This window comes from Daejeonella sp., assembly GCF_030695525.1.
GTDB lineage: Bacteria > Bacteroidota > Bacteroidia > Sphingobacteriales > Sphingobacteriaceae > Daejeonella.
The window spans coordinates 1-12,707 of the sequence record NZ_JAUYSS010000065.1; the positions used below are offsets into that span (position 1 = coordinate 1).

Here is a 12,707-nt window from a genome sequence, read left to right on the forward strand (position 1 = left end):
CCGGTATTCTTACTGCATATTTTCTAATCCAATTATTAATTTATTCCGCGCTAGCGCACCGCGTGTGCCCATATGGGAACACTCACCCCCTGCTAGCGCACGCGTGTCGCGTGTGCTCCAACAATTCCCACTCCCCTCTTCCTTAAAAATGCAAGCCTAGTCACCAAGAACCTGCCGCTTATTTGTATTTCCATACCGTTTACTAATTTCTTCATCTTTCCTAACCAAAACAGTTACTCTCCATTTATTTTCAAGTATAATTTTTTCAAAATGAGCAGAAAGTATAAATTTTTGAACCAGTCAGGTCTTTATTTTGTGAGTTTTGCTACAATTAATTGGATTGATGTGTTTATCCGTCCTGTATATAATGACATTGTGGTTCAAAGTCTGAATTATTGTAAAAGTAATTTAGGCCTTGAGATATATTGTTGGTGTATTATGCCTAGTCATTTACATCTTATTTTCAGAGCAAAGGAAGAGAATCCGTCAAAGGTATTGGGGAGATTCAAAGAACACACATCTAAGCAGCTACTTAGGTCGATAAGTGAAAATCAGGAAGAATCCCGCAAGTCCTGGATGCTTCAAATGTTCAGAAATGCAGGTGAAAATTGTAGTAATGTTAAATATAATCAGTTCTGGCAGCATGATAACAAACCTATAGAATTGTGGAGTCCATGGGTTGTAGAACAGAAGGCCGACTACACCCATCATAATCCTGTTGCCGCGGGTTTTGTTTTACAAGACTGGCATTGGAAGTATTCAAGTGCAATTGATTATGCAGGAGGCAAGGGTTTGGTTGATATTGATTTTATAAGGTAGGGTGCAATCTGGTAGGACTCGCCTCAGGACCAATGATAAGTTTGATAAATTTTGTTAGATATATTAGGCAGCACGCGCCACAGGCGCGCGCCAGCATCAATTTCAACCATACTACTGGCGCGATTAGGTGCCAAAGTATCCATAAGTTGGCCTTGTATTCTTTTGCATCATTTATCCGCTTTCGTCGTAATTACAATAACTCCATTCCGGCCTTTTTCTCCGAATTTGCTCAATGCTGTTTCGCCTTTGAAAACTTCTATGGTACCGATAGACATTACAGAAAGATCGTTTAATACTGATTTTTCTACCTCTTTTCCATTGAGAAGGATCAATTCATTATTATTTAAACCACTAAGTGATAATTTCTCGCTCTCTGCTTTTCTAAGACTGATTGAAGCAGACGGTGCAGGAGGTATTGTATTGCTTGATGACTTGCGTTCGGCTGTTTTGGTTGTGATTTCAATAACCCCATCACTGCCTGTGGTACCGTACTTAGCTGTAGCCGATGCTCCTTTAAGTACAGTTATCTTGTCGATGTTTTTAGGGTCAAAGTAACCTTTGTGGCCAAGATCTGAAACTACCAATCCGTCGAGAACGTACAATGGCTTTTTTGAACCTGCCTTCATACTGTCACCCATTGCATTGAATTTGATGATTACCTTTTTAGTTGTATCTGCCGGAATTGTTAATCCTGAATTGTTGCCAGGATTTTTTTTATTCTTGGCATGAGGTTTTTCTGATGACCCTATGCCTTCGGTTGTTAATTCGGTATTAATGCCGGCGATCTCAGGCATTTGAGGGAAATTGTCGATAACACTGCTCAGGGGACTGTTGTTAAATGCTGCCTTTGAATTTGTAACGATTAGAACCAGGCACATGATGGACGGAAGGATTAGGATGTAAATTCCTTTTTTGAACCTGTTTGATTGTTGCTTATTCATCATGGCTATTCTTTTTTTAATGGTTAGTAAATGGAAATTATTCACGGGTAATGCATTTTGTGGTAGAACATTAATCTTTAACAAGGCATATTGGTATTCTTTGCTGTCTATGCCTGAATTCAGTACCTGCTGGTCGGTTATGAATTCAAGATTTGCTTTTATGGCCTTCTTTATTAGCCATACCCCCGGATTGAACCAGCATAAAACAGTGCAGAGCTCGGCTAAAAGGACGTCAAGGCTATGTAATTGTCTGACATGTACCTGTTCATGTTCTAAAATGGATTGGAGTTCTTTCGGATCGTGGTATTCAGGATTCAGGTAAATGGTTTTCCAGAATGAAAATGGATTCAGCTTTTTACGGACTATTCTGAACCTGTAATCACCAGAAACTGCAATCTCAGATTTTTTATGCAGGATTAAGAGTGAGATTAGTTGAATGATCAGCCGGGTCAACATCAGTATAAAACCTGTCCAGAATATCGCTACTGCTGCCTGCCAGTAAATGCTGTCATATACCGGATAGGAGTTATTTATGTAGCTGATTGAATACTGCCAGTCAGGACTTATACTGCTGATTTGCTGTTTGATTTCAGGATTGCTTTTAAACAGATCTGCCAGATTTATCAGCGGATAAAGGCAAGAATAAATCAAACCAAGCAACAAATAGATACGATTTAATGAATAGAAAGTAAATTGTTTCAAAAACAGCCGATAGCCGAAATAGAAAAGTAAAATTGAAAAATTCACTTTTAGCAGGTATATGATGAGTTCTGGCATCATGGCTTCCTTCCTTTCTCAATCATTTCTATGATCTCTTTTAATTCCTCTGTACTGATCTTTTCCTGGGTCGCAAAAAAGCTGACCAGTTCCTTATAAGAATTGCTGAAATAATCGCTCACAAACTCACCCATAAATTTTTTCTTGTATTCTTCTTCCTTGATTTCCGCAGCATATAAATAGGTATTTCCCAGCTTCTTTGCAGAGATGAATTTTTTCTTCTCCAGGTTCTTCACTGTAGAGGCAAGGGTGGTGTAAGGTGGTTTAGGCTCGGGAAGGTTGTTCAGGAAATCCTTAATGGTCCCAGTGCAAAGGTTCCAAATTACCTGCATTGCTTCCTCTTCATTTGAAGTTAACTTTTCCATATCTACGAACTTTTCGTAAACATACTACGAACTTTTCGTAATTGCAAATTAATTTTGCATATGCTTATTATGATGGTATTCGTATAGGGGCTAAAACCAACTGTCAATAAATACAAAACGGCAAAATTTAAGAAAACAGCAATTAAAGTACATTGAGCGGTATATTTATACTATAGAAGTTAATGTTCAAATAAAAACGAAATGTACAAATTACCATTTACTACCATTTAATTACCATTATTAAGTTAAGCAGCCTTAAAAACCTCCTATAAACTACTATTTATGCCCTTAATAATATAATTAGGGTGTATTATAAAGATAATTAATCCACTTTATTTAATGATTAAATGAGCTTAATACCATGCTTAAATAGTATGGTAAAACCGGAGTTTTAAACTAATTTAAAAGTTGGGGCTACAGTTGGGGTTACAGTTGGGGTTACAGTTGGGGGCCAAAAAAGTAGTGATTGGTAACCCTATAGGGTAAAAAAACTACCATTTAATACCCCAAAAATGCGGATTGCCCCCCCCCCATAGGGATAATAAGTATGAATTCTATTTCTTATATAAATTATTGATTAACAGTAACTTATATAAGGTTTTAATAGAAATGATTTTAAAAAAGTTATGTGTGCGGTGATTTTATGTGTATTAATGGTGTTTTAAACGGTATACAAACATTTTAGTTGTTTAGATAACCTGATATTATATTTTCGGTATCTGCTGGTTTAGCTTCAGAATAAAACTCCTTGATCGCATCCGATAATTTCTCTAATGATGGCGAGAATGGCATTACTTTATCAATCTCCTTAAAGATATCTGACCTGTACTTTTCAAAATCAAATTTCTTACCATTATAATTACTTTGGATCTCGTAGAACTTCTTATCAATATTCTCAAAATAATAATGATCTAGGTTTGATATTATATACTGGAAGTTTAACAATGTATTAATGTCCTTGTAGAGCTTTGACCGCTTATCAGTTCCCTGAACTAGTTGTGTTTCTACTTTATTCATCATCCGGCGCTCTAAATATATTGGAGCGTCATTATCTACATAACTTTTATTAATAATGTCGCCTTCATTAGCTTTTGTAATAATTCCAGACTTTTTAATACCTGGACTTCCATTCGCATTCCACATATCACCAACTCCTGTTAGTAACCAGTCCTGATTCAAGTTTGGATATCTACCAATAATTTTCTTATATATATCGATACCAAAGTTGACATCTTTAGTTGTAATTTTTGATACCATAGCACTGGATGTGCCTATTTCACGCGCAAATTCGTTCTTTGACAGCTTTAAGGTGCGTATTAGCTCATTAAGCCTCTCTTTGATAAGGTTCATAAAATTTTACAAAATGTTAAATATTATCAATTATTATTTGCAAATAAGATTATTATTTGCATTTTTACTTATAATATTACTGGACATTATCTTATAAATGTATGGAAACAACCTTTAACATTGATAAAATTCGCGAACAATTACCGTTCGGAGCTCAAACAGAAATTGCAAAAAAATGCAATGTAACTGTTTGTATGGTTAATCGGGTTTTGAATGGAAAATCCGAGAATACAAAAATTTTGGATGCTATTGCTGATTACTTAACAGATTTTAAGCAGCAAAAAAATGATACTATTTCTCGTCTAGCATCTTTAATTGATTAAGCACTCACAATGCCGCACGAGTGGAATAATATCATAGTGGTTACCAAAGAGGAACTTGTTCCGGCCTGGTATCATACATGGTCAAACCTTAAATTAACCCTTCACCGGTTTGCCGATAAGCCCTATGGTATAAAGCGTGCTCAGCTTGGAGGTAATGGTAGACAGTTATTAATTGCATTTGACAGTTTACCAGAGCATATAAAAAACGGGCTTGGTGATCCTCGCAAAATAACTCACATTCTTGAGCGATATTATAAAATTGACAGCGAGGCTGTTACTTTCTTTTCTACATATTCCTTTCCAGATGGCAGTTACTTGGATGTATTATATCAAGAACGATATATAATAAATGCAAGCGTTTTAAAGGCTGTGATTGCCTTGAGGTCAGCTAGAACTCAAGAAAGGCAAACAAAAGGTGGAAACTTAACAGGTATCCTTTCAACCCTATGTAATGACGTCAAAAGCTTTCAGACAATACTTAAATCAAAACATCGGGTACATCATAACCTGCCAGAGAATGAAAGGAGATTTAAAGACACTTTAAAAGCGTTTGAAAAGGAAGGATATGAAACTTTAATCTCCGGGAAGCATAAGAATCAAAATACTAGGAAAGTAACCGACAATACTTTAGAGTTATTAAAAAGTATGTTTGCCGGTGCTAATAGTAAGCCTACTGCAACCGAAGTTTATAGGCAATATGGCTCCTTTATTGCCGGTTATTTACAAGTTATAAATAATGAAAGCGGTGAAATCTATAATCCCGTAGAATTTAAGAAGCTCAGTACTCAGACAGTTACTAATTATATGGCTCAGTGGTCTACCAAAATAGGTACCCATTCCATCCGAAGTGGAGACCGTCAAAAGTTGATGCAATTATTTAAGCCTCACCATTCACTAGATAAACCAAAGTTTGCAGGATCAATTATCTCAATCGACGATAGACAACCTCCTTTTAAGTCTACCGATGGTAAACGGGTTTGGTTTTACAATGGCATCGACCTGGGAAGCGAGGCCTTCACATGTTGGGTACATGGTCGCGAAAAAGAAGGGATCATATTAGATTTTTACCGGCAGCTTGTAAGGAATTACGCCGAATGGGGTTTTAACCTTCCTGCTGAACTTGAAGCCGAAATGAGCTTAAACAGCTCCTTTATTGAAACCTTTCTCAAATCGGGTGCTATGTTTCAAGAGGTCAGAATAGAGGCTAATAATGCACGAGGAAAGCGAATAGAAGCTTATTACAGACAACTAAGATACGCAATAGAGAAAGACCGTACCGGATGGCTTGCCAGGCCATTTGCAAACAGTGAAAGTAACCAGGCCGGTCCTGATAAAGTTAAAGAGCTTCCATACAACGAAATTATTGAAGGCTGTTTAAATGATATTGAGAAGTGGAATAACATGCCACATAGTTTGCATAAAGATATGAGCAGGTGGCAAGTATTCTGTGAAATGCAGAATCCTGACTTAAAGCCAACAAACTATGCTGCTATTATACCCCACATCGGATATCAAACAAAAACCTCTTGTAATGTTGGTATTATGCGTTTACAAGGAGGTGAATATCTAATAGGTTTAGATAATGAAATATGTACGGGTGAACGTCTTATAGGCTTAATGAGAATTGTAGAAGGCCATAATGTTACTATTTATTGGCTTGATGATAATGATGGAAGAGTATTTAAGGCCCTTGTGTTCATTGGCAATCAGTTTATCTGTGAGGCAATTAAAAAACCCTCATATAATCGAGCGAAAATCGAACAAACCGAAACCGATTTAATAAATCGTGAAATAATGAGCAAGTACGTTTCATCAATTGAAGCATACGGTCGCAGACAACGTCAATCTATTGACCGGATTACCATTATTGATAATACTCCCCCACTTAAGAAAACTTTCATCATGCCAGGATTAAAACAAGCTTTACCTATAGAAAATTGGGAAGCTCCGGAATTACTTCCAATTCTGCCAGTAAGTGAAGAGTTTAACACCACTTCATATACTCATGGTCTTCCTTTAAAAGATAGATGGTAAATAATAAAGCTATGCAAGCACTAAGTATTGAATTTAAGGTGAACGTATCTAAAAAGCTAAAAGAGGCATATGATAGCCCTAATTACGTAAATGTTGGTTTTTTGAGACATTATGAGCTAACATCCAGAGCCTGTGTCGATATAATTAGAGGTAAAATTGAAGGAGTACTGACAGATCAACAATGGTTAAGGCTTGGAAGTAAGTTAAATGTTAAAACCGAGAAGTTGTGGAATTTAGCACGTACGGATGTATTCACAGTATTAGAAGAAGATATCCTTTTTTGTAAAGATAATGCTAAGGCTAAAATCTGTGTTGATGAATGTGGTATAGGTAAAACATTTACTGCTAAATATTTATCAAAAACATTAGAGAACTGTTTTTATGTTGATGCAAGCCAGGGTAAAACCATATTACAGTTTACAAAAGCACTCGCTTCTTCCATCGGATTGAATATAATTAGTAAGCATGCCGACCTCAAACAAGATATTAAATGCTATCTCAAAATAATTAATAATCCCATAGTTATAATTGATGAGGCAGGCGATTTAGGTCAAGTTACTCTGCAAGAAATTAAGGAGTATTGGAATGCTACTGAGGGTTTTTGTGGGTGGTACCTTATGGGGGCAGATGGATTAAGGTATACTATTGAAAAAGGAATCAAACTTAGAAAACCCGGATTTAAAGAAATTTTTAGCCGGTTTTCAGAACGATATACTACGGTGGTTCCGATTGATAAAAAAAGTAAAATCCTCTTTTATAAAAAGCTTATCAAGGATGTATTGAGTGTCAATATGTCAAACACAAAAGCCATTGACGATATCGTAACCAGGTGTCTAACAAATGATCTACAGGGAACCGTTTCAGGACTTCGAAGGGCTGAAAGTCTTTTAATCTTAACTAAAACTGAAAACATTATACTGACCGAATCATAAAATAAAAAACCCAAAATCATGATGAATAGAAATGAACATTCAAAAACAGAACGGGAATTAAGTATGGCTATAGCTGTAAATAAATTTTCGGAGTTTCTAAAGCAATTTAGCTCATTAGATGAGATTAAACAGAAATACTCAGAATTGTATTTCGATTGTTCTCAATATGTAATGAGATCACAGGATTCTTATAGATACGATTGCCCAACAAACCTCCATTACCTAATTGAACTAATTGAGCTGCTTAATATGGCAGATCTGGAAAAAGAGGGTATCACAGAAGACCAAATAAATCAGCTAAACAATGTTTTTTACCCGGTTGAAATTGACGACCCAGCATCGACAATTTTAGAGATATCTAACAATAGAACCTCTCAACTGGAAGAACTGACATTTATTGAAGCAAAAGCCCTTATAGATCGCCTGAATAAAGTTAATCAAACCCATTATTTAACTATTAAACAAAATGTATAACTAAATTTTATGCTACAACTAAACAAAACCGACTTGGACGGCCTAGTCAAGGACCTGACCGTAATTAAAGAATTATCAAATCAAATCGACAGCAAGCTTTCACTTGAAATAAACCAAATGGCTCCCCAATTAGAGGCTGATAATTTTGGAACTGAAGAGTATTCAAAAAAAGAAAAGTTAAAAAAATTAATAGGTATGATGGATATGCTCGATCGATTGAAGGAAGTCTCCGAAGCGTTGATCGACAGTATAAAAATGTTAACTAACAAAAATTAAGATGGAAAAGATAAAACCAACGTCAAAAGCTGACATATCAAAAAAAACCAAAGCTCTCAACGGCTTAATAGAATCTTTAGATGTGCTTGCAACTCTGAAAGATATCGTAGCTACTAAATTGGATGTTGTATTCTCTGAAGAGTGTACAGAATGTGGGAATCAAGCAAAGTTTATTCAAACAGCAAGAAAAATGTTTCAGGAAATGGCTCCGAATTACATTGCAATACATCTTGTAGAATTTAATAAAAGCTTAGAGATAAATGAGCGTTTTCCGCATTATGATGACATTGAAACTGAAACTAAATTTTAAACTAATCAAATAAAAAAATGGAAAGAATACTTTTATCCCACGACAAAAGAGGCTTTGACAAGGCTCTAAAATCAATTAATGCCGATCTTGCTATCTACAATAACTTAGTCGAGGTCATTAATGAAAACACTGACAAATTTGCAGTTAGCAAAGAAAACATTCAAACGTTGCTGGCTGATCCTAAAGGATTCTTGTTTGATTTGATAGTAGATAAATCTCACATGAGTTTTAACGGTCTTCCAATAAATAAGAAAAAGGCAATTGAGTTAATTGATTTCCCCAAAGAATTGAACATTATAATATCTGAATTCCAATCCGCAAAAACAGAACTTTCAAAAGCTGGGCATGAAATAACCTCAGATATTACAATTGACAGGCTGTCTCTCGCAAATATAGAGTTGGTTGGCGATCGTTTTGTATTTACACCTAAATATGTAAGTGAAATTGAAGAAGAGTTTAGCTCCTATACTAGAAACGAAAATCAAAACGAAGCTTTTAAGCTCATGCAGCAATTTGATACCATAATCGATCGGCTTCTAAAGATTGGTATAATTAAACCGGGGCAAGATCTTGAGGAATTAAAATTGAGGGATTTAGGTTTTAATTTTTACGATAGAAAGAGAATTATTGACCTGAGCCGGATAAGGAGGGTACGATAATGTTGACACTTAGTTCTTTGATAATATTTGATGATTTTGACACCACTGGAAGTTTAAAATTGCCTTTCTGTAATAATATTGAGATTGAAAAAAGCAGAAAAACCCTGACTAATACCTGTAAAATAACTTTACCTCGTAACATGCTTGGATTACAGAACTATGATATAAACAAGCGATTTTTAAGACCTGGTTTAAAAGTTACCGTTTCTTTAGGTTATGATGGAGTGCTGGTTAAAGAGTTCACCGGATATATAGCAAAAGTAAGTTTCAAAATACCTGTAGAAATCATTTGTGAGGATGAAATGTGGCCCCTTAAACAGAATAGCTTCACAAGGGCTTTTCCCTCTGTCAGCCTTAAAGAACTTATTAAATATGTTTACACAGGTACAGCTAGGGTTAGTGATCTTACATTAGGCGGTTTTGTCATTAAGCAGCAAAGTACAGCCCAAGTATTGGAAGCATTAAAGAAATTTGGTGTGCAGTGTTATTTTGATACTGATGGAGTGCTGGTGGCCGAATTTGCAGGATCAATATCAGGCAAACGTAAAGAAATACTTTACGACTTTAATACCAATGTCATAGATAACGATTTGGAATACAAGCGTAAGGAAGATATCAGAATTAAAGTTAAAGGTATCAGTAAACTTCCCGATGGTAAAAAGATTGAGGTATTTTTTGGAGAACAGGATGGAGATGAAAGGACACTTAACTTTGTAAACTTAGATAAAGCAGCTCTCTTTAAAATTGTTCAAAATGAGTTTGACAAACTTAAGCAGGATGGTTTAACAAATTCATTTACAACCTTTGGTATGCCTTATGCCGAGCCTGGTGATATAGCCATTATAAATGATGATGTATATCCCGAAAGAAATGGATCGTATTTAATTGAGTCGGTCAAAACCCTCCATGGTGTAAATGGATTCCGGAGAGTAATCACTCCAGAAAGGAAGCTTGCTTAAATCAGCTTTAAATGATTTTTAATCCTGTATTAAGTTAAAACAAAAAAGGCCTTACGGGGCCCTTTTTGTTTGCTGTAAGTACCAAGTTACAGCCTCAATTAAAACAACAAACATGAATAATAATAGTTATTCTGGATAATGGATAATTAAACCCTAATAACATAAATGCAATATTGCAAATTAGTAAGCTATAACACATCATTGCAGTTGCTTACTAAGTCCATATTTCGTTGTTGTATGAAATTTGTAGGATAGATTAAATACCAGCTATACTATTTTTGCTTAAACACCAACATTATTATATGCGAAATTCTGTATCAGGGTTAATAAAAGAACGAAATCAGAGAATCTATTCTAGATACTGCGATATGTATTTCACCAATATGATGCGTGAAGAGGCTATATGGCCTGAATTAAAAAAGGAGTTTTGGCTTGAGGAAAACACAATTTATAGAATTGTATTGTCAATATCAAAAACCGCTACTAATGAACCGTCTCAAAATTAACTATTATGGCTAAAGGACTTGATTATTTAATTAACCTGAAGGATGGTAACTTTTCAGGAGCAAAGAACGCAAAGAGTGAACTTCAGGGGCTTGACAATGCTGTTGACCGATCCGGTAAAGGAATGTCTGGGTTAGGAAGTATTGTGCGAAGTGTTGGGGGCTTAATAGCAGCTTCTTTTGCGGTATCAGAGGTGTTTGCTTTTGGCAACGCATCTGTAGCTGCTTACAAAGAAGTTGAAATGGCATCGGCGCAGGCGCAGGCTGGTATTGTAAGTACCAATGGCGCAGCTGGAAGATCAATGGATCAATTAATTACAAAAGCAAATGATCTTGAAAATACTACGCTGTTTGGCGATGACCAGGTAATCAATGCTCAATCGCTCCTGCTTACGTTTACTAAAGTTAAAGGAGCTGTATTTGATCAGGCTATACCGGCTATTGCAGACATGGCGCAACGTTTAGCCGGTGATGGTCCCGCTGATTTAAAGGGAGCATCTATTCAAGTAGGTAAAGCACTGAATGATCCAATAAGGGGCATTACTGCATTAAGCAAGGCTGGTGTAAGCTTTTCTGAAAGCCAGAAGAAAACCATTGAAAGCATGGTTGCACACAACAATTTAGCAGGCGCACAGGCTTTAATCTTGGGAGAACTCAATACTGAATTTGGCGGATCTGCAAAAGCTGCAAGAGATGCAGCCGGTGGGAAAGCTGACTTAACAGTAGCTATTGGTAATCTTCAGGAGGGTTTCGGGGAATTGCTTACAGGAGGTCTCAATCCTTTTTATTCAGGTATGACATCTCTTGTTGAATTGGCACAAAAAGGTGTGAACTGGATCGGAGCAAATAAGGATTTAGTTAAAACTTTGGGAATTGAGCTAGGTATAGCAGCTGGATCTTATATGGTTATATCAACAAGTTTAGGCATTTATACTGCATATCAAACCGCAGCAGCCGCAGCTACAGGAGGGTTAACAATGGCTCAATGGGCATGGAATGCAGCTATGACGGCCAATCCATTGGGATTAGTTATTACAGGAGTTGGAGTTCTAATTGGTGGCTTAACTATCGCTTACAAGAGATCTGAAAATTTCAGAGCTGGCCTGAATGGTTTGATTGAAGTTGGGGGTGTGCTTGGTTCAGTGTTTATGGGAGTTGGTAAAACTATTCTTGGTGCATTATCCTTTAATAAAGACCTATTTCTAGAAGGGGTACGAGACAGTGTCAAAGTAGCCCAGGAAATTGCTGGAGGAGGAATTGGTAAGGCATTTAATAAAGGCTTTGATGCCAGTATAGCAGAAACCAGGCTGAATGAAAAACAGTCGGCAATGGATAAACTGGCTTCTAATAAAAATACCGGATTACCTAAATCAGCAACATCATTAAGTGGAGGATCTGGTGAGAGTACAACCTTATCAACAAACCGGCAGGTGCGTAATGTAAATGTAACCATTGGTAAGCTGGTAGAAAGTTTAACAGTTTCAACTACAAACCTTCAGGGAACATCTGCAGGAGATATGAAACGGATGATCACTGAGATTTTAACTGGAGCCGTTCATGATAGTGAACTAGCCTTAAGTAGCAATTAGTTGAAATGAATAATTTACTGATTGACCAAACAAATGTTGATGAATGGAAAGATAAGTATAGTTATGTGGTAAAAGTAAGAATAGAGTTACTAGATCACAGTCAATCCATTGGTTATTATAAGGCTCCAGAAGATGAGATAATTAATAAATGTATAAATCTTGTAAAACAGCAAGACATAGGTGAAGCAAGGGTATTTTTAGCTCAAAATACTTGGCTTGGAGGTGATATTAATCAGCAAATAAAGGAAAATCATGCTATACCTGCTCAAGCTATACTTTGGACTTTTACAGGTATTTAAATACAAATTATAGGGCTTTTAACTTTATATAAAACAGTCATTCAGTATGTTCTTTTTGGTTAAAAAGTGAACTTTTCGTTTTAGCTCCTTCGCACTT

At 36.1% G+C, this 12,707-nt stretch carries 14 protein-coding genes; 11 read left to right on the forward strand and 3 right to left on the reverse strand.

Features of this window, described 5'->3' with window-relative positions; translation table 11 throughout:
- Nucleotides 1-270 precede the first annotated feature (270 nt).
- Nucleotides 271-819, forward strand: a complete 549-nt coding sequence (locus Q8S11_RS14850) for a transposase (RefSeq protein WP_305662907.1) — start codon at nucleotides 271-273, stop codon at nucleotides 817-819.
- Nucleotides 820-986: 167 nt separating this feature from the next.
- Here Q8S11_RS14850 and Q8S11_RS14855 read toward each other — a convergent pair whose 3' ends face one another.
- The 3 genes from Q8S11_RS14855 to Q8S11_RS14865 all read right to left on the reverse strand — a co-directional run bounded on the left by Q8S11_RS14855 (nucleotide 987) and on the right by Q8S11_RS14865 (nucleotide 4,252).
- Nucleotides 987-2,540 (reverse strand): M56 family metallopeptidase, encoded by a 1,554-nt coding sequence (locus Q8S11_RS14855; protein ID WP_305662908.1) that lies wholly within the window; start codon nucleotides 2,538-2,540, stop codon nucleotides 987-989.
- Nucleotides 2,537-2,902, reverse strand: a complete 366-nt coding sequence (locus Q8S11_RS14860; RefSeq protein WP_305662909.1) for a BlaI/MecI/CopY family transcriptional regulator — start codon at nucleotides 2,900-2,902, stop codon at nucleotides 2,537-2,539. The genes Q8S11_RS14855 and Q8S11_RS14860 overlap by 4 nt, the downstream gene beginning before the upstream one ends.
- 681 nt (nucleotides 2,903-3,583) lie before the next feature.
- A complete protein-coding gene (locus tag Q8S11_RS14865; RefSeq protein WP_305662910.1) occupies nucleotides 3,584-4,252 on the reverse strand; it encodes a helix-turn-helix transcriptional regulator in 669 nt (222 codons plus the stop codon).
- Between the two features lie 101 nt (nucleotides 4,253-4,353).
- Here Q8S11_RS14865 and Q8S11_RS14870 point away from each other — a divergent pair, with 101 nt between their 5' ends.
- The 10 genes from Q8S11_RS14870 to Q8S11_RS14915 all read left to right on the forward strand — a co-directional run bounded on the left by Q8S11_RS14870 (nucleotide 4,354) and on the right by Q8S11_RS14915 (nucleotide 12,610).
- Complete coding sequence (locus tag Q8S11_RS14870) at nucleotides 4,354-4,575, forward strand: hypothetical protein (RefSeq protein ID WP_305662911.1); 222 nt, start codon at nucleotides 4,354-4,356, stop codon at nucleotides 4,573-4,575.
- 36 nt (nucleotides 4,576-4,611) lie between these two features.
- The gene (locus Q8S11_RS14875) at nucleotides 4,612-6,609 is read left to right on the forward strand and encodes a hypothetical protein (RefSeq protein ID WP_305662912.1); all 1,998 of its coding nucleotides are present in this window, start codon (nucleotides 4,612-4,614) and stop codon (nucleotides 6,607-6,609) included.
- An 11-nt stretch (nucleotides 6,610-6,620) separates the two neighbouring features.
- Nucleotides 6,621-7,541 carry an ATP-binding protein gene (locus Q8S11_RS14880; protein WP_305662913.1) on the forward strand — a complete coding sequence of 307 codons (921 nt, stop codon included), beginning with the start codon at nucleotides 6,621-6,623 and terminating at the stop codon, nucleotides 7,539-7,541.
- An 18-nt stretch (nucleotides 7,542-7,559) separates the two neighbouring features.
- Nucleotides 7,560-8,015 carry a hypothetical protein gene (locus Q8S11_RS14885; RefSeq protein ID WP_305662914.1) on the forward strand — a complete coding sequence of 152 codons (456 nt, stop codon included), beginning with the start codon at nucleotides 7,560-7,562 and terminating at the stop codon, nucleotides 8,013-8,015.
- 9 nt (nucleotides 8,016-8,024) lie between these two features.
- A complete protein-coding gene (locus tag Q8S11_RS14890; RefSeq protein ID WP_305662915.1) occupies nucleotides 8,025-8,291 on the forward strand; it encodes a hypothetical protein in 267 nt (88 codons plus the stop codon).
- A 1-nt stretch (nucleotide 8,292) separates the two neighbouring features.
- A complete protein-coding gene (locus Q8S11_RS14895; protein WP_305662916.1) occupies nucleotides 8,293-8,601 on the forward strand; it encodes a hypothetical protein in 309 nt (102 codons plus the stop codon).
- 17 nt (nucleotides 8,602-8,618) lie between these two features.
- On the forward strand, nucleotides 8,619-9,260 hold the full coding sequence (locus tag Q8S11_RS14900; RefSeq protein WP_305662917.1) for a hypothetical protein: 642 nt from the start codon (nucleotides 8,619-8,621) through the stop codon (nucleotides 9,258-9,260).
- A complete protein-coding gene (locus tag Q8S11_RS14905; protein ID WP_305662918.1) occupies nucleotides 9,260-10,219 on the forward strand; it encodes a hypothetical protein in 960 nt (319 codons plus the stop codon). Before Q8S11_RS14900 ends, Q8S11_RS14905 begins: the two co-directional genes overlap by 1 nt.
- A gap of 511 nt (nucleotides 10,220-10,730) precedes the next feature.
- Nucleotides 10,731-12,311: a hypothetical protein gene (locus Q8S11_RS14910; RefSeq protein ID WP_305662919.1), complete on the forward strand. Its 1,581-nt coding sequence runs from the start codon at nucleotides 10,731-10,733 to the stop codon at nucleotides 12,309-12,311.
- Nucleotides 12,312-12,316: 5 nt separating this feature from the next.
- On the forward strand, nucleotides 12,317-12,610 hold the full coding sequence (locus Q8S11_RS14915; RefSeq protein ID WP_305662920.1) for a hypothetical protein: 294 nt from the start codon (nucleotides 12,317-12,319) through the stop codon (nucleotides 12,608-12,610).
- The last annotated feature ends 97 nt before the right edge of the window (nucleotides 12,611-12,707 follow it).